Origin of the sequence: Massilia alkalitolerans DSM 17462 (genome assembly GCF_000427785.1) — a bacterium.
Taxonomy (GTDB): domain Bacteria; phylum Pseudomonadota; class Gammaproteobacteria; order Burkholderiales; family Burkholderiaceae_D; genus Telluria; species Telluria alkalitolerans.
In genome coordinates this window covers 49,472-70,701 of record NZ_ATYR01000010.1, presented here as the reverse complement: position 1 = coordinate 70,701, position 21,230 = coordinate 49,472, and the positions used below count along the sequence as shown (strand labels likewise).

Genomic DNA, 21,230 nt, shown 5'->3' with positions numbered 1-21,230 from the left:
GCCGCGGCCCTCGCACGCCCATGCACACCGAATACAGGAGACATGCATGAAAGCAATACCACGCCTTCCCCTGGCCACCGCCCTTGCCGCCATGCTGTGCGGCGGCGCGGCCCAAGCCCAGGTCACGGTCTATGGCCTCGTCGATGCCGCCGTATCCCGCACCACCAACGCCGACGCCGCCGGCAATGCCGTCACCAAGGTTTCCGCGCTGTCCGGCAGCGTGCCCTCGCGCATCGGTTTTCGCGGCAGCGAAGACCTGGGCGGCGGCTTGTCCGCCGTGTTCGCGCTGGAGGGCGGTTTCAACCCGGACAGCGGCGTCTCGGGTCAGGGCGGACGGCTGTTCGGGCGCCAGGCCTGGATCGGCCTGAAGGGGGACTGGGGCACGCTGCAGGTCGGACGCATCGTCAACATGAGCTTCCTCGCCACCGCAAAGAGCGACGTGCTGGGACCGAACCTGTTCTCGATCAGCAGCATCGACCTCTACCTGCCGAATGCGCGCAGCGACAATGCGGTCGGCTACCTGGGCAGCTTCCAGGGCTTCACCGTGGGCGCCACCTACAGCCTGGGGCGCGACGCCTCGGCCGCCGGCGGTCCCGCGGCCACCAATTGCGGCGGCGAGGTGGCCGGCAACAGCAAGGCCTGCCGCCAGGTGACGGCGCTGCTCGGCTATGACGCTGCGGCCTACGGGGTGAACGTGAGCTACGACAAGCTGTACGGGAACGCCGGCGCCGCCGGCGGCCTCACCAGCAGCGAGCGCTTCGACCGGCGCGTCACCGTCAACGGCTACGCCATGTTGGGCGCGACCAGGATCGGTGCGGGCATCATCGACCGCAAACTCGACGCCGCCACCGGCGTCGCCGAATCCGACCTGGTCTATCTCGGCATCAGCCATCCGCTGGCGCCCGGCCTGACCCTGGATGCGCAGGTGGCGCGCCGTGACCTCAAGCGCTCGGCGGACGATACGAAGATGGCGGTGGCGCGGCTCACCTATGCGTTCTCGAAGCGCACCGCGGTGTACGGAGCGGTGGGGCGGATGGACAACGATGGCGTGGCCGCCGTGGGCCTGGATCTCGGCGGCACGGTGGCGCCGGGAGGGGCGCAGAACGGCGTCATGGCGGGCTTGCGCCACGCGTTTTAAAGCGTCTCCTTCGTGTGCGGCAGCCCGTAATCGTCGTAGATCTCGTAGATCACCGCCAGCATCTGTTCCAGCTCCGGCGTGCGCTCCATGTGGCGCACGCTGAAGAAGATCGGCGAGAACGCATGCTTGTCCTCGATGGGGCGGTACACCACGTTCCGGTGGTGCATGCCCTGCACGCTGGCGGGCACGATGGCCAGGCCCTGTTCGGCCGCCACCAGGCCCATCGCGATCTGCAGTTCGCGCACTTCGACCACGTGGTCCGGGGTCAGGTGGGCTTCGCTGAACAGGCCCAGCACCTGGTCGGCGAAGCTCGGGCGCGGCGTGCTCGGGTAGACCAGCAGCGGCTCGTGCACCAGGTCCACCAGGCGCAGCGGCGCGTCGCCGGAGGCCAGGCGATGGCCGGGAAACAGCGCCAGCACCATGCGCTCCTCGCGCAGCAGGATGCGGCGGATGCTCGGGTCTTCGCTCTTCAGGCGCCCGAAGCCGACGTCGATCCGGCCTTCCTTCAGGGCCTTCATCTGTTCGACGGTGGTCATCTCGTGCATGACCACCTCCACCTCGGGATGCGCCGCGCGGTAGCGGCGGATGATGTCCGGCAGCAGGCCGTACAGGGTCGAGGCGACGAAACCGGCGTTGATGATGCGTTCCACCTTGCCGACGCGCTGGGTCATGCTCTTGAGGTCGCGCACCTGGTCGAGCAGCGGCTTGGCATGCGCCAGGAAGAACTGGCCGGCCTCGGTCAGGCGCAGTGGACGCGTGCCTTTTTCGATCAGGGCCACGCCCAGGTATTCCTCGAGCTGCTGGATCTGGCGGCTCAGCGGCGGCTGCGCGATATGCAGGCGCTCGGCCGCCCTCGTGAAGTTGCGTTCTTCCGCCACGGCGACGAAGTAACGCAGGTGACGCAGTTCCAACATTATACCTCCCAGGTATCGAAGTGATACCAACTTAGTCTTGGACGACGCTTTCAAGCGGGATTATCGTGCTTCTACCGATAGAATTATACGCATTGAATATGAAAACCAACATCGCCAACATCGAAACTTTCCTGGTCGACGTCCCGACGATCCGCCCCCACAAGCTGTCGGTTGCCACCATGAACACCCAGACCCTGGTGCTGGTGCGGGTGCGCTGCGAGGACGGCATCACCGGCTGGGGCGAGGCCACCACCATCGGCGGCCTGGCCTACGGCGAAGAGAGCCCGGAAAGCATCAAGACCAACATCGACACCTACATCGCCCCGCTGCTGATCGGCATGGACGCGGGCGGCGTGGCCAAGGCGATGGCGACAGTGCGCAAGGCGGTGCAGGGCAACCGTTTCGCCAAATGCGCGATCGAGACCGCGCTGCTGGATGCCCAGGCGCGCCGCCTCGGCGTGCCGCTGTCGGAGCTGCTGGGCGGCCGGGTGCGCGACGCGCTGCCGGTGGCCTGGACCCTGGCCAGCGGCGACACCAGCCGCGACATCCAGGAAGCCGAGCAGATGCTCGAGCTGCGCCGCCACCGCATCTTCAAGCTCAAGATCGGCCTGCGCGAGGTCGACCAGGACGTCAAGCACGTGTTGGCCATCAAGCGCGCGCTGGGCGATCGCGCCAGCGTGCGGGTCGACGTCAACCAGGCCTGGAGCGAACTCGATGCGGTGCGCGGCATCGCCGCGCTGGAAGCCGGCGGCGTCGATCTGATCGAACAGCCGGTCAAGGCCGGCAACGTCGGAGCGCTGGCCAGGCTGAAGGCCCGCTTCGACGTGGCGATCATGGCCGACGAGGCGCTGCACGGCCCGGACGACGCGATGGCCATTGCCCGCGCCGACGGCGCCGACGTCTACGCCGTCAAGATCAACCAGTCCGGCGGCCTGACCCCGGCGCTCGAGGTGGCGACCGTGGCGCGCCTGGCCGGCATCGGCCTGTACGGCGGCACCATGCTCGAAGGCGGCATCGGCACCGCCGCCACCGCCCACGTCTGCGCCACCTTCGCCGAACTGGCCTGGGGCACCGAACTGTTCGGCCCCTTGCTGCTGACCCAGGAAATCCTGGCCGAACCCCTGGTCTACCGCGACTTCATGCTGCAGGTGCCGACCGGCCCTGGCCTCGGAGTCGAGCCCGACCTGGACAAGCTGCACGCGATGCAGCGCCGCTAACGAGTTTTAAATAAGCCACGAGGAGACCAGACATGCTGTTCCACGTACGCATGAACGTCCAGCTGCCCCCATCGATGCCGCTTGACGAAGCCGCCCGCCTGAAGGCCGACGAAAAAGCGCTGGCCCAGCGCCTGCAGGAAGAGGGCGCCTGGCGCCACCTGTGGCGCATCGCCGGCCAGTACGCCAACGTCAGCATCTTCGACGTCGAGAGCAACGAGGCGCTGCACGCGCTCTTGATGTCGCTGCCCCTGTTCCCCTACATGCAGATCGAGGTGACGCCCCTGTGCCGGCACCCGTCCTCGATCCGGCTTGACGATCGCTAACCCACCACCCATACCTAAAGGAGACTGAAATGAACCACGCAGACATCGAAACCCTGGCGAAGAACTGGGTCGTGGACGCCGCATCGAAACCCGCCGACCCCCGTGTGCAGCAAGTCGTCGTGCGCCTGCTGGGCGACCTGTGCAAGGCCATCGAAGACCTCGACATCAGCCCGAGCGAATTCTGGAGCGGCGTGTCCTACATGTCGGCTGCCGGCGCCGCCAACGAGCTGGGCCTGCTGGCCGCCGGCCTGGGCCTGGAGCGCTTCCTGGATATCCGCGCCGACGAAGCCGAAGCGAAGGCCGGCCTGGAAGGCGGCACCCCGCGCACCATCGAAGGCCCGCTGTACGTGGCCGGCGCCCCGGAAAGCGTGGGCTTCGCCCGCCTCGACGACGGCACTGAATCCGAGCAGGCCGAAACCCTGTTCATGCAGGGCACCGTGTTCGGCGCGGACGGCAAACCGCTGGCCGGCGCCAAGGTCGAGGTCTGGCACGCCAACCTGCTGGGCAACTATTCCTTCTTCGACCGCACCCAGTCGGACTTCAACCTGCGCCGCAGCATCGTCACCGACGAGCAGGGCCGCTACGCCTTCCGCAGCATCCTGCCCAAGGGCTACGGTTGCCCGCCGAACGGCACCACCCAGCAGCTGCTCGACAAGCTGGGCCGCCACGGCCAGCGCCCGGCGCACATCCACTTCTTCGTGTCCGCGCCCGGCCACCGCAAGCTGACCACCCAGATCAACATCGACGGCGACGAGTACCTGTGGGACGACTTCGCCTTCGCCAGCCGCGAAGGCCTGGTGCCGGCAGTCAGCCGCATCGACGACCCGGCCCAGATGGATGCGAAACGCGTGAGCGCGCCCTTCGCCTCGATCGACTTCGATTTCCGCCTGTACCGCGATACCGCCGGCGCCCCGAGCCCGCTGGTGGAGCGTGCCCGCGCCGCCGCCTGAGGAGAACGCCATGATCCCGATCCGTCCGGTCAGCGCTTTCGCACCGAAGCGCATCGACGACTACCTGATCGAAGACGAAGCCAGCGGCGACTACCGCCTGCACCGCAACGCCTTCACCGACGAAGCCCTGTTCGAACTCGAGCTGAAGCACATCTTCGAGGGCAACTGGATCTACCTGGCCCACGAAAGCCAGGTCCCGAACGTCAACGACTACTACACGACGCACATCGGCCGCCAGCCGGTGTTCATAGCGCGTAATCGCCAGGGCGAGCTGAACGCCTTCATCAACGCCTGCAGCCACCGCGGCGCCCAGCTGTGCCGCCACAAGCGCGGCAACAAGGCGACCTACACCTGCCCGTTCCACGGCTGGACCTTCAACAACAGCGGCAAGCTGCTGAAAGTGAAGGACCCGGAAGACGCCGGCTATCCGGAGTGCTTCAACAAGGAAGGCTCGCACGACCTCAAGAAGGTGGCGCGCTTCGGCAACTACAAGGGCTTCCTGTTCGCCAGCCTGAACCCGGACGTGCCGTCGCTGGAAGAGTTCCTGGGCGACGCCGGCAAGATCATCGACATGATCGTCGACCAGTCGCCGGATGGCCTGGAAGTGCTGCGCGGCTCCTCGACCTATACCTACGAGGGCAACTGGAAGCTGCAGGCCGAGAACGGCGCCGACGGCTACCACGTGAGCGCGGTGCACTGGAACTACGCGGCCACCACCAGCCGCCGCAAGGAAGAGCAGGCGATCCGCGAGGACAAGATCCGCGCCATGGATGCCGGCAAGTGGGGCCGCCAGGGCGGTGGTTTCTATGCCTTCGACCACGGCCACATGCTACTGTGGACCAAGTGGGCGAATCCGGAAGACCGGCCGAACTTCGCACGCCATGCCGAGTACGCCGAGCAGTACGGCAAGAGCACCGCCGACTGGATGGTCGAGCGCTCGCGCAACCTGTGCCTGTATCCGAACGTCTACCTGATGGACCAGTTCGGCTCGCAGATCCGCGTGCTGCGTCCGCTGGCAGTGAACAAGACCGAGGTCACGATCTACTGCATCGCCCCGAAAGGCGAATCGGATGAAGCCCGCGCGCGCCGCATCCGCCAATACGAGGACTTCTTCAACGTCAGCGGCATGGCCACGCCCGACGACCTGGAAGAGTTCCGCGCCTGCCAGGAAGGCTATGCCGGCGGCGCCATGCAGTGGAACGACATGTGCCGCGGCGCCACCCACTGGATCAAGGGCCCGGACGAGGCGGCCAAGGAGATCGGCCTGCAGCCGGTGATGAGCGGCGTGCGCACCGAGGACGAGGGCCTGTACACGGTGCAGCACCGCTACTGGCTGGAAGTGATGAAGGACGCCCTGGCCAAGGAAGGGGAATCGAAATGAACACGGAAATGAACCCGGTCACCATGGAAAAGCTGTGCGCCTTCCTGTACCGCGAGGCCTGCCTGCTCGACGACGAGCAGTGGGACGAGTGGCTGGAGTGCTACGACCCGGAGGCGCAGTTCTGGATGCCGGCCTGGGACGACGACGGCAAGCTGGTCACCGACCCGCAGCGCGAGATCTCGCTGATCTACTACCCGACCCGCCAGGGCCTGGAAGACCGCGTGTTCCGCATCAAGACCGAGCGCTCCAGCGCCACCATGCCGGACACCCGCACCAGCCACAACATCGCCAACGTGGAAGTCGAGAAGCTTGAGGGAACGCGCCTGACGGTGCGCTTCAACTGGCACACGCTGAGCCACCGCTACAAGACGACTTACAGCCATTTCGGCATGTCGCGCTACGTGATCGAGTTCGGCGGCGCAACGCCGAAGATCCTGGACAAGTATGTGGTCCTGAAGAACGACTACATCAGCCAGGTCATCGACGTGTACCACATCTGATTGACAAGCAAGCAGCAACACATAAGCAGGAGACCTTGATGAGCCATACCATCGCACTGCAGTTCGAGGACGGCGTGACCCGTTTCATCAGCTGTAACCCCAACGAGAAACTGGCGGACGCCGCTTACCGCCAGAAAGTCAACATTCCGCTCGACTGCCGCGATGGCGCCTGCGGCACCTGCCGCGGGCTGTGCGAATCCGGCCAGTACGAGATGCCGCCGGAGAGCTACATCGAGGATGCGCTCGAGCCCCAGGATGCCCAAGCCGGCTACGTGCTGGCCTGCCAGATGCGTCCCACCTCGGATTGCGTGGTGCGCATCCCGGCCACCTCGAGCGCCTGCAAGACCGGCGTGCACAGCTTCGGCGGCAAGATCGCTGAAGTGACCGCGCTGTCGCCGTCGAGCTTCCGCTTCTCGGTGGCGCTGGACGCGCCGGACGCACTCGACTTCCTGCCCGGGCAGTACGTGAACGTCACCGTGCCCGGCACCCAGGAAACCCGTTCGTATTCGTTCAGTTCGGCGCCGGGCGCGTCGCTGGCCAGTTTCGTGGTGCGCAACGTGCCGGGCGGCCTGATGAGCGGTTACCTGGGCGGCGCGGCCAAGGTGGGCGACGCAATCAGCTTCGCCGGTCCCTTCGGCAGCTTCTACCTGCGTCCGCTCCAGCGTCCGCTGCTGCTGCTGGCGGGCGGCACCGGCATCGCGCCTTTCCTGTCGATGCTCGACGTGCTCGACAAGCAGGGTTTCACCCAGCCGGTGAAACTGGTCTACGCCGTCACCAACGACCACGACCTGGTCGAGCTGGAACACCTGGACCGCATCGCCGCCGCGCATCCGCAGTTCGAATACCTCACCTGCGTCTCGAGCGACGCCAGCTGCCACCTGCGCAAGGGCTATGCCACGGCGCACGTGGAACCCGGCTGGGTCAACGGGGGCGACGTCGACGTCTACCTGTGCGGCCCGGTGCCGATGGTGGAGGCAGTGCGCGGCTGGCTGGATGGCCTGGGCGTCAAGCCGGCCAACTTCTACTTCGAGAAATTCTCGGCCAGCAGCGGAGGCGCAGCATGATCCATCCGGACCGGTTCAAGGACCAGGTAATGGTCGTGACGGGCGCCGCCCAGGGCATCGGCCGCGGCGTCGCCCTGGCGGCGGCGCGCGAAGGCGCCCAGCTGCTGCTGGCCGACCGCTCGCCGCTGGTGCATGAAGTGGCGCAGGAAGCCGTCGCGCTCGGGGCCCAGGTGGTGGTGGTCGAGGTCGATCTGGAAACCTGGGCCGGGGCCAGCCACATGGCGGCCCGCGCGCTCGAAGATTACGGGCGCATCGACATCCTGGTCAATAACGTCGGCGGCACCATCTGGGCCAAACCCTACCAGGAATACGACGAGGCGCAGATCGAGGCCGAGATCCGGCGCTCGCTGTTCCCGACCCTGTGGGGGTGCCGGGCGGTGCTGCCGGCCATGCTGGAAGGAGGTGGGGGCGCCATCGTCAACGTCTCCTCGGTGGCCACGCGCGGCATCTACCGCATTCCGTACTCGGCGGCCAAGGGCGGCGTCAATGCATTGACCGCGAGCCTGGCCTTCGAACACGCCGGCAGCGGCATCCGCGTGAACGCGGTGGCCACCGGCGGCACCGAGGCGCCGCCGCGCAAGGTCCCGCGCAACCCGCAGCCGCTGAGCGAGATGGAACAGCTCTGGTATGCCGGCATCGTCGAGCAGACCCGCTCGAGCAGCCAGATGAAGCGCTACGGCACGATCGACGAACAGGTCGGCGCGATCCTGTTCCTGGCCTCGCGCGAAGCTTCGTACATCACCGGAACCGTGCTGCCCGTGGGCGGCGGCGACCAGGGCTAAGGGGAACATCATGGCATTCGCACACCTCGACGATATCGAGCTGTATTACCAGTTCGACGGCAAGCGCGGCAAACCCTGTCTGCTGCTGTCGAATTCCCTCGGCACCGACCTGAGCATGTGGGACCGGCAGGCGACGGCCCTGGCGGCGCACTTCTTCGTCGTGCGCTACGACACCCGCGGCCATGGCCGCTCCGGCAGCGCCGGCCCTGTGACGATCGACCTGCTCGGCCGCGACGTGCTGGGCCTGATGGACCACCTGGACATCCAGCGCGCGCATTTCTGCGGCATCTCGATGGGCGGCCTGACCGGGCAATGGCTGGGCATTCATGCCCCGGACCGGATCGGCAAGCTGGTGCTGGCCAATACCGCCGCGCGCATCGGCACGCGGGAAGGCTGGGTGGCACGCGCCGCCCAGGTGCGCGCCGATGGCATGAAGGGCGTGGCCGGCAGCGCCGCCGGACGCTGGTTCACCCCCGGCTTCATGGACCGCGAGCCGGCCGCGGTCGACCGCCTGGTGCAGGGGCTGCGCGCCACCGCGCCGGATGGGTACGCGGCCTGTTGCGAGGCGCTGGCCGTGGCCGACCTGCGTGGCGAGGTTTCCGCCATCGCCAATCCGCTGCTCGTGATCGCCGGCCGCTACGACCCCGTCACGACCGTGGAGGACGCCAACTGGCTGGCCGCGCAGGCGCAGGACGCGCAGGTCGAGGAGCTGGCGGCCTCGCATCTTTCGAACATCGAATGCCCCGAGGACTTCAGCGCCTGCCTACGCCGCTTCCTGGCGGCCTGACCCGGCGCGTCACCCGACCAACCATACAGAGGACACCATGATCGACAAGACATGCGCATCGCTGGAGCAGGCCGTGGCCGGCATCCCCGACGGCGCCACCATCATGATCGGCGGCTTCGGCAACGCCGGCATGCCGTCCGCGCTGATCGACGCGCTGCTGGCCCAGGGCGCGCGCGAACTCACCATCGTCAACAACAACGCCGGCAACGGCGAAACCGGCCTGGCGGCGCTGATCCGTGAAAAGCGCGTGCGCAAGATGATCTGCTCCTTCCCGCGCCAGCACGACTCGCACCATTTCGACGCGCTCTACCGCGCCGGCGGCATCGAGCTCGAGCTGACGCCCCAGGGCAACCTGGCCGAGCGCATCCGCGCCGCCGGCGCCGGCATCGGCGGCTTCTTCACGCCCACCGGCTACGGCACCCTGCTGGCCGAGGGCAAGGAAACCCGCGTCATCGACGGCCGCCACTACGTGCTGGAGTCGCCGATCCATGCCGACTTCGCCCTGATCAAGGCGCTGCGCGGCGACCGCTGGGGCAACCTCGTGTACCGCAAGACGGCGCGCAACTTCGGCCCGATCATGGCGATGGCGGCCAAGGTCGCCATCGCCCAGGTGGCCGAGGTCGTGGAGCTCGGCGCGATCGATCCGGAAACGGTCGTCACCCCGGGCATTTTCGTTCAACGTGTCGTCCGGGAGGCAGCATGAGCCGCGTAATGGATAAAATGAGCCGCGACCAGATGGCCGCGCGCGTCGCCCAGGACATCCCGGAAGGCGCCTACGTCAACCTCGGCATCGGCCTGCCGACCAAGGTCGCCAACTTCCTGCCGCCGGAACGCGAAGTGTTCCTGCACAGCGAGAACGGCCTGCTCGGCATGGGCCCGGCGCCGGCGCCCGGCGAGGAAGACGAAGACCTGATCAACGCCGGCAAGCAGCCGGTGACCCTGCTGACCGGCGGCGCCTATTTCCACCACGCCGACTCGTTCGCGATGATGCGCGGCGGCCACCTCGACATCTGCGTGCTGGGCGCCTTTCAGGTGTCGGGCAGTGGCGACCTGGCCAACTGGCATACCGGCGCCCCGGACGCGATTCCCGCCGTGGGCGGCGCCATGGACCTGGCGATCGGCGCCAAGCAGGTGTTCGTGATGATGGAGCACCTCACCAAGACCGGCGAACCGAAGATCGTCGAGTCCTGCAGCTATCCGCTGACCGGCATCGGCTGCGTGAGCCGCATCTATACCGACCTGGCGGTGCTCGACGTCACCCCGCAGGGGCTGCAGGTGCGCGAGATGGCCCCGGGCCTGACCTTCAATGACCTGCAGGCGGTGACCGCGGCCCGCCTGCTGCCGCCGAACAGCGAACAAGGAGGACGAGCATGAGCACGGAAATGAGCGATGCATTCATCTGCGATGCAATCCGCACCCCGATCGGCCGCTACGGCGGCGCCCTGAAAGATGTGCGCGCCGACGACCTGGGGGCGGTGCCGTTGCGCGAACTGATGCGCCGCAACCCGGGCGTGGACTGGAGCGCCATCGACGACGTGATCCTCGGCTGCGCCAACCAGGCCGGCGAGGACAACCGCAACGTGGCGCGCATGTCGCTCCTGCTGGCGGGCCTGCCGCAAGAGGTGCCGGGTTCCACCGTCAACCGCCTGTGCGGCTCGGGATTGGACGCGGTAGGCAGCGCCGCGCGCGCCATCCGCAGCGGCGAAGCGCGCCTGATGATCGCCGGCGGCGTCGAGTCGATGACGCGCGCGCCTTTCGTCATGGGCAAGGCCGACAGCGCCTTCTCGCGCAATGCGGCGATCTACGACACGACGATCGGCTGGCGCTTCCCGAACCCGCGCATGAAGGAGCTGCACGGCCTCGATGCGATGCCGGAGACGGCGGAAAACGTCGCCGTCGACTACGGCGTCTCGCGGGCCGACCAGGACCTGTTCGCCCTCAGGAGCCAGCAGAAGGCGGCCCAGGCGCAGCGCGACGGCTTGTTTGCGGAAGAAATCGTGCCGGTGCTGGTGCCCCAGAAGAAAGGCGAGGCAATCAGCTTCGAACGTGACGAGCATCCGCGCGAGACCAGCCTCGAAGCGCTGGGCCGGCTCAAGGGCGTGGTGCGCGCGGACGGCAGCGTCACTGCGGGCAATGCCTCGGGCGTGAACGACGGCGCGTGCGCGCTGCTGCTGGCGAACGCGGAAGCCGCGCAGGCCTACGGCCTGGTGCCGCGCGCCCGCATCGTCGGCATGGCCGCGAGCGGCGTGGCGCCGCGCGTGATGGGCATCGGTCCGGCGCCGGCGGTACAGAAACTGCTGCACCAGCTGGGCATGACGCTCGACCAGGTCGACCTCATCGAACTGAACGAGGCGTTTGCGTCCCAGGGGCTGGCCGTGCTGCGCGAACTGGGCGTCGCCGACGACGATCCGCGCGTGAATCCCTACGGCGGCGCGATCGCGCTCGGCCATCCGCTCGGCATGTCGGGCGCGCGCCTGGTGACGACCGCGACCTACCAGCTGCAGCGCACCAAGGGCCGCTTCGCCCTGTGCACCATGTGCGTCGGGGTCGGCCAGGGCATCGCCTTGATGATCGAGCGCGTGTAAGCCGGCGGCGCCGCTCCGAGCGCTGCGGGTGTCGACGTTTCCAACAAGCGTGTCAGGGTGAAGCAAGCAGTTCCCTGAGTGCGTTCAGCCTGGCTCCGAGCTCGGCGCGTGCGGCGTCCGACTTCGCGGTGCGCAGCGCGATCTCGCCCACCACCTCGGCCTGGTCGAGCAGCGCACCGCGCTGCGCGCTCCCTGCGCATGCCTTGCCCGCCTTGCAGATCGTGTCCATGATCCGCAACAGCACTGCCGAGTTGCCTTCGGCGCTCTCCGCGACCTGGTGGAAGGCCAGCCTGGTGAGCTGCGCGAAATCGATGTCGATGGACAGTACGCGCAGCTTGCCTTGCCTGTCGTAGTGGTCGCGCGGTTGGAGCTTGCGCTGCCCGCAGCAGGCCAGGATCACCCCGATGTGGTCGAGGCAGGTCTCTGTCGTGGTGCTGTCGTTGATGCCCGGCGACAGGGCCTTCAGGGCCATGTCGACCAGCTGGCGCACGCCGAAGGTGGGATCCTGGTCGAGCGTGCGGAAGGCGTCGATGCCGTAGGCACCGTTCAGGGCGGCGATCATGCCTTCGTCCGGAGGGGCGCGCATGGCCACCGACACCAGGGTTTCGCCGATGGCGACGAACTCGCCGGGTTTGTATTCCATGCGCACGACCGCGTCGTGTTGGCACGCCCATGCCAGCAGGCGCATCTCGTCGACGGTCTGGACGGTGCCCCACTGCCGGGCGGGCACGGGATACCAGGCGCTGACATCGAGGTGGCCGGCGGGGGACGGCTTGCCTTCGCCAGCCTGCTCGGGGAAGTACTTGTCGACCATGTCCAGGGTTTCGCGAGTGATGGCCTGGGCCATTTCGGCGGCCTGGATGTTCGCTGAAATGTGGTGGATGAAGAAGATGAAAGCGCCGCTCCCGAGCATCGACAGCACGATCGAGCCCAGCACGGCGCAGGCCGGGACGAAGGAGTCCGGCTCCGCATTGATCGCCCGGAGCACAAGCAGGCAATACAGGAAAATGCCCATGAAGATGCCGAGCACGACCTGGGTCCCTCTGTCGCGCATGAAGTTGCGCATCACGCGCGAGGTGTATTGGGCCGAGGCCAGGGTCAGGGCAACCATGGTGATCGAGAACGTGACGCCGGCGACGGTGGCCATCGAGCCGGCGATGGTGGACAGCAGGCTGCGCGCCTCTTCGGCCTTCACCATGAACAGCTCCGGCCAGCGCTGCCGGAAAGCGTCGCCGGCTTGCCGGTCGAGCTCCACCAGGCCGAGCGCCAGCAGCATCAGGCCGAGGATGACGAAGGTGGGAACGAACCACAGGCTCGAATGGACCTGGACCCACAACTGCTGGAAGCGGCTGTTTGTTGCGGCAGCTTGCATGAGGATCGATTGATGCCGGAAAGGGAAGCTTGTCTCTACTGTAGTCCAGGAACACCGGAGGGAATGTACGCTGGAGCACGCAGGCGCTCGGGCTGCTAACCGGCACGCGCCAGCATCCCCGCCACCTCGTTCACCTCCAGCGGTTTGCTGAACAGGAAACCCTGGTATTCGTCGCAGGCCATCTCGCGCAGCACCGCCAGCTGGGCCTCGGTCTCGACGCCCTCGGCCACCACCTGCAGCTTCAGGCCGCGCGCCAGGTTGACGATCGAGAGCGCGATCGCGGCGCTGTCCTCGTCGCGCCCGAGGTCGCGGACAAACGCCCGGTCCACCTTCAGGCGCGACACCGGAAAACGCTTCAGGTAAGCCAGGCTCGAGTAACCGGTGCCGAAATCGTCGATCGCCAGGTCCACGCCCAACCTGCGGATCTCGCGCATCAGCTGGTCCACTTCCTGCTCGCGGCTCATCAGGGCGGTCTCGGTGATCTCCAGTTCCAGGCTGCCTTCAGGCACCCGGTACTGGGCCAGGCAGCGCCGGATGGTGTCGAGCAAGGACTTCTGGTGGAACTGGCGCGGCGACAGGTTGACCGCCACCTTCACGGGACGGCCGAAGCGCGCCGCCCACTCCTCCATCTGGCGGCAGGCCTGCTCCAGCACCCAGGCGCCGATCGGGATGATCAGGCCGGTGCGCTCGGCGATCGGCACGAAAACGAGCGGCGAGACTGCGCCCAGTTCGGGGTTGGTCCAGCGCAGCAGGGCTTCGAAACCGACCAGCCGTTGCTCGCGCACTGTCACCTTGGGCTGGTACACCAGGCGCAGCTCGCCGCGCTCGAGCGCGCGGCGCAGGTGCGCCTCGACGGTGAGGCGCTGCCCGAGTTCGGTGTGCCGGCTGGCCGAGAAGAAGTGCACCGCTTCGTCGAGCTCGATGCCGGCGCCGCTGGCGGCGCCTTGCGCGCTGCGGTACAGCTCGTCCGCGTTGCGGCCGTCGTGCGGATACAGGGCCACGCCCAGCACCGGGTCGAGGAAGAAATCTCGCCCGTCCACGTGCAGCGGTCCCGACATCAGTGCGTGCAGCTTCAGGGCGAAGCTTTCCACCTGCTGGCTCCCGCCGCCGGCATCGAGCACGAAGGCGAACTCGCCGCCGCGGATGCGCGCCGCCACGGCGCCCTCGTCACCCTGGCCGCAGGCCCCGCGCAGCAAATCGGCCACCTGGCGCAGGGCGCGGTCGCCGGCCTCGTGGCCGAGCAGGTCGACGATCTCGTGCAGGCGCTCGAGCACCAGCGCGACCACGGCCAGTCCGCGCCCGCCCTCCGCGGCGGCCGTATCGGCTGAGATGCGTCCTTCCAGCAGGCGCCAGAACTGGGCCTGGTTCGGCAGGCCGGTAATGGCGTCGAATTCGGCCAGCCAGGCCAGGCGTGCCTCGGCGCGTTCGCGTTCGGTGATATCGGTCAGCACGTTGACCAGGTGGGCCGTGCCGTCGTCGCCGGCGAGGCGCGAGGTCAGCTGGATCACGGTGCGGCTCTCGCCGCTGCCGTCGTGCATGGTGCCGGTCGCGTCCAGGGTGCCGCCATGCGCCAGCACCGCGGCGTAGCGGCGCTCGCGCTCGGCGGCGGCGTCATCGAGCACGGCGCTTTCGTCCAGGCCCGGCAGGCTCTCGCGCGGGCGTCCGACCAGGCGCGCGAAGGCCTCGTTGGCCAGTACGATGCGGCGCGCGCCGTCCAGTACCCAGATCGGCGCGCCCACCGCGTTCACGATCGAGGCCAGGTAGTCGAAACTCTTGGCCAGGCGCGCCTCGCTGCTGGATACCATGTCGATCAGGCCGAACTGGCGGCGGGTGTCGCGCGCCACGCGCCAGGCCAGCAGCGCCAGCACGAGCGCGAGCAGCAGATAGAAGGCCAGGGCCGTCCACAGGCGCCCATACCATGCTTCCAGCGCGACCGAGCGCGCCATGCCGGTGACGATCACCAGGTCGAAGCCGTCCACCACGTCGTAGCCATACAGGCCGGCCGTACCGTTGATCGGGCTGGTTGCCTCGAAGCTGCCGCGGCTGGCGCGCGGCAGCTGCTCGCGGAACAGCGGCGTGTCGGCGAAGGAGCGGCCGATGCCGGCCGGGAAGCCGGGGCCGCGTACCAGCATGGTGCCGTCGCGGTGCAGCAGGGTGACCGAGCCGCCGTTGCCGAGTTCCACCAGGTTGTACAGCTGCTCGAAACGCACCGAGTCGACCTGCGCCACCACGGTGCCGATGCGCCGGCCGCTGCGCTCGCGCACCGGGTGCACGAAATTCAGGATGCCGCGCCCGGTGGTACGGTCGATGTCGGTGATCGTGATGCGGCGCGGGACGTCGCCGGCGGGCGGCTTGATGGGGGGCAGGTCACGCGAACTGCTGCCCGGCATGACGCTGCCGACGGTCTGTCCGGCGGTGTCGAACAGGACGATGCGTGCCAGGTATGGGTGGGCCAGGCCATCGCGGCCGTCGGCCATCCCGGAAGCGGGTGGCGCGTCCTGCACCAGCAGCATGCGCGCCGCCTGCTGCGCGGCGCTGTCGATCGCCTGGGCCACGCCCGCGGTCTGCGCGGCGAAGGCGATGGCGACGTTGCGCAGGGTGACCTGCTGTTCGCGCAGCGCGTCCTGGTAGCTGGCGTACAGCATCGCGCCGGTGATCAGGCCCAGCGCGGCGATCAGCCCGGCCGTGACGATCACGAGCCGCGACAGCGGAGTAGGGCGGATCGTGCGCACGGCGGGCGGGGGCGGGACTTGCATCTTGAAACTGGCGTAGTGGTCTTGCGCCGATTTTACCTGTTCCGTATTGACGGGCGCCGCACGTCGCACCGCCAAGGAAAACGGCCGGGAAGTTCCCGGCCGTTCTGGAGTCGCGCTGCGCAGATCAGACTGCCGGGTGCACCGGCTCGGCGACCGGGGCCTTGCGGCTGCGGCTGACCAGGTACCAGATGATCGCCACCGGCACCAGCAGCGGCAGCAGCAGCGGCGACAGTGCCAGCGCGACGGCCACTGCGGCGAAGCCGAGCGCACCGACGACGATCACGCCCACGCCGGCGAACACCACCGCCAGCACCGCACCCACCACCAGCATGACCACGCCGGCAAGCACCAGGCCGCCACCCGCGAACACCACGGCCAGCAGGGCGCCCAGCGGGCCGTCGACCTGGTCGCCGTCGATATTGAAGCTCATGAAGTCGGCGGCATCGAAGGCGATGTCCAGCAGCAGGACGGCAAACAGGAACAGGATGGCGATCTTGGCAAAGTTTTTCATGGTAGTCCTCTTCATTGGGCTGGTTTTCGGGTGCGCGTATCAATGCGGCATGGTTGAACTGTAAGAGCCCGCGCCGGCTGCGGCCACGGCTTTGCGACAAACTGCACAATTGGCGCGCCGGGACGCGTGCAGACGCGATAAGTGGATGAAGACAGTGCAACCACACGGCAACAAACGTGGTCGATTTGGCCTTGCAATGAACGTATCCTTTCCTATACTGACAGCCTGTTCCTGAAGCAGGGGGATCCTATGCACGCTGTCATCCAGAAAATGGGGGACCACCTGGCCGTTCTGCATCCCGCGTTGGCCAACAGCGGTCCCAAAGGCCCGCCATCGGCGCCACCTACCATCCCGCCGATCATCATCAATCCGTTCAATCGGGAGACGCCCTCTCCCGCAGTCGATCCGCGCCCGACCCCGGTGCGCCCGCCGGTACGGCCGCCGCGCGGTCCCGACTGGCGCTGCCCCCGTTATGCCTGAGGCTTAAGCCAAACGGGCTTCTTCCCGGGGCCGGTTTCCTCTATGATCTCTGCTTTGAGGCATAGGGAAACACGACCATGAACGAACACGACGAACACGAGCACGAAGGCGAAGAAAATGCCTTGGTGCAGGAACCCCGCCTGTGGCAGGGCAACGGCTGGACCGCGCGTGTGATCAAGAACGACGACGACGAAGGCTGGGCGGTTGCCATGTACAAGGATGGCGAGCGGGAACCGGCGCTGGTCGGCCCCTGGACCATGGGGCGCGACAAGAAGAACCCGAAGCCGCTCGACGTCAACGCCTTCAACACGCTGATCAAGACGGCGTCCGAAGTGATCCGCCGCCACGAGCAGCACCTGCACGCAATCCTGCACAAGAAGACCACGGTTTCCACCGAGAACGGCGAACTGAAGGTGACGCTGGACATCGTGCCGGACGACGACGATCCCTACGCCATCCTGGCCGCCACAGACGAGATGGGCGAGCAGGTGGCCAAGGTGCGGGTGCCGGCCAGCTTCAAGCTGACCCCGGCCTCGGCCACGGCCTGGATCGAGAACGATTTCCGCGCCCCGCGTGGCTAAGAAGACTTTACGCCACAGTTCGCCCGAATAAGGCTTCGGCTACAGGTCCTGAACTGCTAATATTTCCCCTTGGAATTAATTACCTTGGGGAAGCAATGGACCGTCTCGCCCGGCTGGAAGCAGTCCAGTCGATGCTGCTCGAAATCGGGGAGCTGTCGACCAGCTGCAACGACATCGTCGACTTCATCGGCGCGGTGCACCGCGCGCTCGGCCGCATCATGTATGCGGCCAACTTTTATGTGGCCTTGTGCGACCGCGAGGAGGGGACGATCTGGTTCCCGTATTTCGTCGATGAAGCCGACGCCGAGGTGCCGGTAAGCGGGCAAAAGGTGCGGTTGGCGGCGCCGGAAGAGTCGCCGACGTCGTGGGTGGTGGTGAACAAGCGCCGCCTGATGATCACCGCCGACGATTTCCTGGCGCGCGAGCGCGAAGGCATGCAGTGGGGCCACGGCTCCGCCGCCGAGCACTGGATGGGCGCGCCGCTGCTCGACCGCCACCACCAGGCCCTGGGCGCGATGGTCATCCAGAGCTACACGAAGGGCGTCACCTACAGCGAGGAAGACCAGGCGCTGTTCTCGGAAATCGCCAACCACGTGTCGAATGCGCTGCAGGGCCTGCAGAGCATGGACCGGCTGGAGCGCGCGGTGCAGGAGCGCACCGCGGCGCTGGCGGTCGAAGTGGCCGAGCGGCGCCGCGCCGAGCAGGTGCAGCACGCGCTGTACCAGATCGCCAGCCTGTCGGCCCAGGCGCTGGACACCGCCACGCTCACCGCCAGCCTGCATGGCATCATCGGCGAGCTGATGGTGGCCAAGAACTTCCTGATCGCGCTGCACCACCCGGATACCCGGGAAATCAGCATTCCCTATTTCGTGGACGAGAAGGACGGCACCGCCCCGGTGACGCGCTTCCCGGTGGGGCAGGGCATGTGCTCCTACGTCCTGACGAGCAAGCAGGCCCAGCTCCACGACGCCACCAGCGTCAAGCACCTGGTCGCCAACGGCCTGGTCAGGGCGCCCTTCGGGAACCCCGACATCGCCAGCTGGATGGGCGCGCCGATGCTGGTGCATGACCAGCCCTACGGCGTGCTGGTGGTGCAGAGCTACGACCCGTCGGTGACCTATACCAAGGTGGAACTGGACCTGCTGGCCTTCATGGCCAGCCATGTCGCGGTGGCGCTGGCGCGCATGCAGGCCGACCGCAAGATCCGCAAGACCAAGGAGGCGCTGGAAGTGCAGAACGCGGCGCTGAACGAAGCCCTGCACAAGCTGCAGGTGGCGCAGGGCGAACTGGTGCGCCAGGAGAAGATGGCATCGCTGGGCGGCCTGGTGGCCGGCGTGGCCCACGAGATCAACACGCCGCTGGGCATCTGCGTGACCGCCACCAGCCACCTGGTGCAGGAACTCAAGCTCACGCGCGAAGAGCTGGCCGCGGGCGAGATGACCGAGGACAGTTTGAACAGCTTCCTGGACATCGTCGACCAGTCGCTGCGCATCATGACCACCAACACCCAGCGCGCGGCAAGCCTGGTGCGCAGCTTCAAGCAGGTGGCGGTGGACCAGTCCTCGGGCGACATCCGCAACTTCAAGCTGTGCAGCTACGTGCAGGAAGTGCTGCTGTCGCTGCAGCCCAAGCTCAAGGGGCGGCCGATCAAGGTGGAACTGGACTGCCCGCCGGACCTGGTGCTGGACAGCTCGCCGGGCGCGGTCTCGCAGATCGTCACCAACATGGTCGTGAACTCGCTGCTGCACGGCTTCGAGCGCGACCAGCCGGGACGCATCACGATCCGCGTGGCGCAGGAGGGGGAGCAGGTGCTGTTCGACTATGCGGACGACGGCATGGGAATGGACCAGGAGACCCTGGGCAAGCTGTTCGATCCCTTCTTCACCACCAAGCGCGGCACCGGCGGGAGCGGGCTGGGGGCGCACATCCTGTACAACCTGGTGACGGGGGCGCTGGGCGGGACGGTGAGGGCGGACAGTGCGCCGGGGGAGGGGCTGCGGTATCAGCTGCGCTTCCCGCGCTCGCTGAAAAAGTGACGATGACGGGTTTGGCCTGGCGGACCGCCGGCACCTCTACTTTATTGTTGGCCTAAACACGTCATTCCGGCGAAGGCCGGAATCCAATTGCGTCGCGCGCCAGGAGCTCAAGCGTAGGCGGTGAGCGTGCAAACTTGGATCCCGGCCTGCGCCGGGATGACGACTCATCTGTTACTGGTGAAAAATGTGTGGCGGCTGTTCGCCGTAGCACAACTCAATCCGGCCACTGCGCGTTAATGTCGAGCGCCTTGTCCATATTCTTGATAAGCAGATCCACGTAATACGGATCCAGGTGGTGCCCCGCCACCTCGCGCAGGTGCTCGGTCACCTTGGCGGCCGGCCAGGCGTCCTTGTAGCAGCGCTTGTGGCTCAGGGCGTCGAACACGTCGGCCACCGCCACGATGCGGGCGTAGGGGTGGATGGCCTCGCCCCGCAAACCCTGCGGGTAGCCGCTGCCGTCGAACTTCTCGTGGTGCTGGTGGGCGATCACGGCGGCGGCCTTCAGGATCGGGCGCTGCGAGCCGTCCAGGATCTGCAGGCCCACGGTCGGGTGCTGCTTCATGATTTCCCACTCGTCCTCGGTCAGCTTGCCGGGCTTGAGCAGCACTGCGTCCGGGGTGGCGATCTTGCCCACGTCGTGCATCGGCGCGGCGTGCATCAGGGTCGCGACTTCGTCTTCCGGCATGCCGGAGGCCTGGGCCAGCAGGTGGCAGACCTGGGCCATGCGGCGCACGTGGTTGCCGGCTTCGTTCGAACGCGACTCGACCACGTCGCCGAGGCGCAGGATCAGCTCCGCCTGGGTGTCGGTGATCTCCTGGTTCAGCAGGATGTTATCGAAAGCGATCGCCACGCCCGAGCAGAACACCTCGAGCAACTGGGCATCGATCTCCGCGATCTCTTCCACGCCCTTGAGCACCAGCAGCGAGGCCTTGCCGGTACGGTTCGGGAAGTAGCCGACATAGGTGTCGCCGTGCAGGCGCGAAATACGGTTGTGGCGCGCGTCGTCGAGCTGGGCCACCAGCTCGTGGCCGATCTCGTGGCCTTCCATGTCGCCGATCTGGGCCAGTACTTCGTACTGGCTCTCGCCCGTGATCACGCTCGCGCCCTTCAGGCGCAGCAGCATGCTCTGTTCCAGGCGCAGCAGCGCCACCACCTGCTGCAGCAGGCCGTTGGCGAAATCCTTCAGGCTGCGCTGCTGGAAGATGTGGGTCGAGGCGGCGATCACGCGTTCCAGGCCTTCGCGGTAGGTCTGCTGCGCGCGGCGCGCATCCTCGACCTTCATGATGTCGCGGTAGGCGCGCAGGGCGGCGAAGGTGGTGGTGAACAGCTTGGTGCGATCGAGCTCGGTCTTTTCCTTGTAATCGTTGATGTCGTAATCGACGATCACGCGCTCTTCCGGCGCCTGGCCCGGCTGGCCGGTACGCAGCACGATGCGGGTGAACTGGTTGTCCAGGTCCTGGCGCATCCAGCGCGCCACTTCCAGGCCGCTGTCCTCGCGCTCCATCACCACGTCCAGGAACACCAGGGCGACGTCCTTCTCCCGCGCCAGCACCGCCTTGGCCTCTTCGCCGCTGTAGGCGTGCAGGAACTGCAGCGCACGGCCGTCGAGGCGGAAGCGCGACAGGGTCAGCTTGGTGATGTCATGGATGTCGGGCTCGTCGTCGACCAGCAGGACTTTCCACGGAGCCAGTTTTGGCGCTGCGTTGGAGAGGAAGGACATAGGCTACCGTTTGCTCGGGTTGATCAATCGCAACGTTTGGCGGCGGAAACGTGTAAGACATAGCCGCAAGTCAAAACGATTGTAGTACGACCATCAGTCCTTAACAACAGGCAACATTAAAAGTGTTGGTTAA

Annotated in this window: 19 protein-coding genes; 14 read left to right on the top strand and 5 right to left on the bottom strand. The window is 67.1% G+C overall.

What is annotated here, in order from left to right:
* Positions 1 to 46: 46 nt before the first annotated feature.
* A complete protein-coding gene (locus YWC_RS0112285) occupies positions 47 to 1,138 on the top strand; it encodes a porin (protein ID WP_027865643.1) in 1,092 nt (363 codons plus the stop codon).
* On the opposite strand, the gene YWC_RS0112280 is transcribed toward YWC_RS0112285, so the two are convergent.
* The gene (locus YWC_RS0112280; protein ID WP_027865642.1) at positions 1,135 to 2,049 is read right to left on the bottom strand and encodes a LysR family transcriptional regulator; all 915 of its coding nucleotides are present in this window, start codon (positions 2,047 to 2,049) and stop codon (positions 1,135 to 1,137) included. The two genes, YWC_RS0112285 and YWC_RS0112280, sit on opposite strands and share 4 nt — an antisense overlap.
* 101 nt (positions 2,050 to 2,150) lie before the next feature.
* On the opposite strand from YWC_RS0112280, the gene YWC_RS0112275 reads away from it, so the two are divergent.
* From YWC_RS0112275 to pcaF, 11 genes are read left to right on the top strand one after another with little or no spacing between them, the layout of a single operon-like run.
* Positions 2,151 to 3,269 carry a muconate/chloromuconate family cycloisomerase gene (locus tag YWC_RS0112275; protein WP_036214197.1) on the top strand — a complete coding sequence of 373 codons (1,119 nt, stop codon included), beginning with the start codon at positions 2,151 to 2,153 and terminating at the stop codon, positions 3,267 to 3,269.
* Positions 3,270 to 3,301: 32 nt separating this feature from the next.
* The gene (gene catC, locus YWC_RS0112270) at positions 3,302 to 3,592 is read left to right on the top strand and encodes a muconolactone Delta-isomerase (RefSeq protein WP_027865640.1); all 291 of its coding nucleotides are present in this window, start codon (positions 3,302 to 3,304) and stop codon (positions 3,590 to 3,592) included.
* Between the two features lie 29 nt (positions 3,593 to 3,621).
* A complete protein-coding gene (gene catA, locus YWC_RS0112265; RefSeq protein ID WP_027865639.1) occupies positions 3,622 to 4,542 on the top strand; it encodes a catechol 1,2-dioxygenase in 921 nt (306 codons plus the stop codon).
* 10 nt (positions 4,543 to 4,552) lie between these two features.
* A complete protein-coding gene (gene benA / locus YWC_RS0112260; protein WP_027865638.1) occupies positions 4,553 to 5,923 on the top strand; it encodes a benzoate 1,2-dioxygenase large subunit in 1,371 nt (456 codons plus the stop codon).
* On the top strand, positions 5,920 to 6,423 hold the full coding sequence (gene benB / locus YWC_RS0112255) for a benzoate 1,2-dioxygenase small subunit (protein ID WP_371846288.1): 504 nt from the start codon (positions 5,920 to 5,922) through the stop codon (positions 6,421 to 6,423). The genes benA and benB overlap by 4 nt, the downstream gene beginning before the upstream one ends.
* Before the next feature lie 38 nt (positions 6,424 to 6,461).
* On the top strand, positions 6,462 to 7,487 hold the full coding sequence (gene benC, locus YWC_RS0112250) for a benzoate 1,2-dioxygenase electron transfer component BenC (RefSeq protein ID WP_027865636.1): 1,026 nt from the start codon (positions 6,462 to 6,464) through the stop codon (positions 7,485 to 7,487).
* On the top strand, positions 7,484 to 8,269 hold the full coding sequence (locus tag YWC_RS0112245) for a 1,6-dihydroxycyclohexa-2,4-diene-1-carboxylate dehydrogenase (protein ID WP_027865635.1): 786 nt from the start codon (positions 7,484 to 7,486) through the stop codon (positions 8,267 to 8,269). Before benC ends, YWC_RS0112245 begins: the two co-directional genes overlap by 4 nt.
* A gap of 10 nt (positions 8,270 to 8,279) precedes the next feature.
* Positions 8,280 to 9,056, top strand: coding sequence for a 3-oxoadipate enol-lactonase (gene pcaD / locus YWC_RS0112240; protein WP_027865634.1), 777 nt, complete (start codon positions 8,280 to 8,282; stop codon positions 9,054 to 9,056).
* A 37-nt stretch (positions 9,057 to 9,093) separates the two neighbouring features.
* The gene (locus YWC_RS0112235) at positions 9,094 to 9,759 is read left to right on the top strand and encodes a 3-oxoacid CoA-transferase subunit A (protein WP_027865633.1); all 666 of its coding nucleotides are present in this window, start codon (positions 9,094 to 9,096) and stop codon (positions 9,757 to 9,759) included.
* 8 nt (positions 9,760 to 9,767) lie between these two features.
* Positions 9,768 to 10,430, top strand: coding sequence for a CoA transferase subunit B (locus YWC_RS0112230; protein ID WP_027865632.1), 663 nt, complete (start codon positions 9,768 to 9,770; stop codon positions 10,428 to 10,430).
* 8 nt (positions 10,431 to 10,438) lie between these two features.
* Positions 10,439 to 11,641 (top strand): 3-oxoadipyl-CoA thiolase, encoded by a 1,203-nt coding sequence (gene pcaF, locus YWC_RS0112225; RefSeq protein WP_027865631.1) that lies wholly within the window; start codon positions 10,439 to 10,441, stop codon positions 11,639 to 11,641.
* A 52-nt stretch (positions 11,642 to 11,693) separates the two neighbouring features.
* Here the strand turns inward: pcaF and YWC_RS0112220 are convergent, their stop codons facing one another.
* From YWC_RS0112220 to YWC_RS0112210, 3 genes are all read right to left on the bottom strand, one after another.
* Positions 11,694 to 13,013: a DUF2254 domain-containing protein gene (locus YWC_RS0112220; RefSeq protein ID WP_036214194.1), complete on the bottom strand. Its 1,320-nt coding sequence runs from the start codon at positions 13,011 to 13,013 to the stop codon at positions 11,694 to 11,696.
* 95 nt (positions 13,014 to 13,108) lie between these two features.
* Positions 13,109 to 15,769: a bifunctional diguanylate cyclase/phosphodiesterase gene (locus YWC_RS31565; RefSeq protein ID WP_156923623.1), complete on the bottom strand. Its 2,661-nt coding sequence runs from the start codon at positions 15,767 to 15,769 to the stop codon at positions 13,109 to 13,111.
* 124 nt (positions 15,770 to 15,893) lie between these two features.
* Complete coding sequence (locus YWC_RS0112210) at positions 15,894 to 16,280, bottom strand: hypothetical protein (protein WP_027865629.1); 387 nt, start codon at positions 16,278 to 16,280, stop codon at positions 15,894 to 15,896.
* A 557-nt stretch (positions 16,281 to 16,837) separates the two neighbouring features.
* Here YWC_RS0112210 and YWC_RS0112205 point away from each other — a divergent pair.
* Together YWC_RS0112205 and YWC_RS0112200 are read left to right on the top strand one after the other, a co-directional pair.
* Positions 16,838 to 17,341: a hypothetical protein gene (locus tag YWC_RS0112205; protein WP_027865628.1), complete on the top strand. Its 504-nt coding sequence runs from the start codon at positions 16,838 to 16,840 to the stop codon at positions 17,339 to 17,341.
* A gap of 95 nt (positions 17,342 to 17,436) precedes the next feature.
* Complete coding sequence (locus tag YWC_RS0112200) at positions 17,437 to 19,377, top strand: GAF domain-containing sensor histidine kinase (protein ID WP_027865627.1); 1,941 nt, start codon at positions 17,437 to 17,439, stop codon at positions 19,375 to 19,377.
* A 214-nt stretch (positions 19,378 to 19,591) separates the two neighbouring features.
* On the opposite strand, the gene YWC_RS0112195 is transcribed toward YWC_RS0112200, so the two are convergent.
* On the bottom strand, positions 19,592 to 21,097 hold the full coding sequence (locus tag YWC_RS0112195) for a response regulator (RefSeq protein WP_027865626.1): 1,506 nt from the start codon (positions 21,095 to 21,097) through the stop codon (positions 19,592 to 19,594).
* Between the last annotated feature and the right edge of the window lie 133 nt (positions 21,098 to 21,230).

What these genes read in the sequence shown, in the direction of transcription:
- YWC_RS0112285 (WP_027865643.1), top strand. Translation starts at nt 47, where the DNA reads ATGAAAGCAATACCACGCCTTCCCCTGGCCACCGCCCTTGCCGCCATG.
- YWC_RS0112275 (WP_036214197.1), top strand. Translation starts at nt 2,151, where the DNA reads ATGAAAACCAACATCGCCAACATCGAAACTTTCCTGGTCGACGTCCCG.
- catC (WP_027865640.1), top strand. Translation starts at nt 3,302, where the DNA reads ATGCTGTTCCACGTACGCATGAACGTCCAGCTGCCCCCATCGATGCCG.
- catA (WP_027865639.1), top strand. Translation starts at nt 3,622, where the DNA reads ATGAACCACGCAGACATCGAAACCCTGGCGAAGAACTGGGTCGTGGAC.
- benA (WP_027865638.1), top strand. Translation starts at nt 4,553, where the DNA reads ATGATCCCGATCCGTCCGGTCAGCGCTTTCGCACCGAAGCGCATCGAC.
- benB (WP_371846288.1), top strand. Translation starts at nt 5,920, where the DNA reads ATGAACACGGAAATGAACCCGGTCACCATGGAAAAGCTGTGCGCCTTC.
- benC (WP_027865636.1), top strand. Translation starts at nt 6,462, where the DNA reads ATGAGCCATACCATCGCACTGCAGTTCGAGGACGGCGTGACCCGTTTC.
- YWC_RS0112245 (WP_027865635.1), top strand. Translation starts at nt 7,484, where the DNA reads ATGATCCATCCGGACCGGTTCAAGGACCAGGTAATGGTCGTGACGGGC.
- pcaD (WP_027865634.1), top strand. Translation starts at nt 8,280, where the DNA reads ATGGCATTCGCACACCTCGACGATATCGAGCTGTATTACCAGTTCGAC.
- YWC_RS0112235 (WP_027865633.1), top strand. Translation starts at nt 9,094, where the DNA reads ATGATCGACAAGACATGCGCATCGCTGGAGCAGGCCGTGGCCGGCATC.
- YWC_RS0112230 (WP_027865632.1), top strand. Translation starts at nt 9,768, where the DNA reads ATGGATAAAATGAGCCGCGACCAGATGGCCGCGCGCGTCGCCCAGGAC.
- pcaF (WP_027865631.1), top strand. Translation starts at nt 10,439, where the DNA reads ATGAGCGATGCATTCATCTGCGATGCAATCCGCACCCCGATCGGCCGC.
- YWC_RS0112220 (WP_036214194.1), bottom strand. Translation starts at nt 13,013, where the DNA reads ATGCAAGCTGCCGCAACAAACAGCCGCTTCCAGCAGTTGTGGGTCCAG.
- YWC_RS31565 (WP_156923623.1), bottom strand. Translation starts at nt 15,769, where the DNA reads ATGCAAGTCCCGCCCCCGCCCGCCGTGCGCACGATCCGCCCTACTCCG.
- YWC_RS0112210 (WP_027865629.1), bottom strand. Translation starts at nt 16,280, where the DNA reads ATGAAAAACTTTGCCAAGATCGCCATCCTGTTCCTGTTTGCCGTCCTG.
- YWC_RS0112205 (WP_027865628.1), top strand. Translation starts at nt 16,838, where the DNA reads ATGAACGAACACGACGAACACGAGCACGAAGGCGAAGAAAATGCCTTG.
- YWC_RS0112200 (WP_027865627.1), top strand. Translation starts at nt 17,437, where the DNA reads ATGGACCGTCTCGCCCGGCTGGAAGCAGTCCAGTCGATGCTGCTCGAA.
- YWC_RS0112195 (WP_027865626.1), bottom strand. Translation starts at nt 21,097, where the DNA reads ATGTCCTTCCTCTCCAACGCAGCGCCAAAACTGGCTCCGTGGAAAGTC.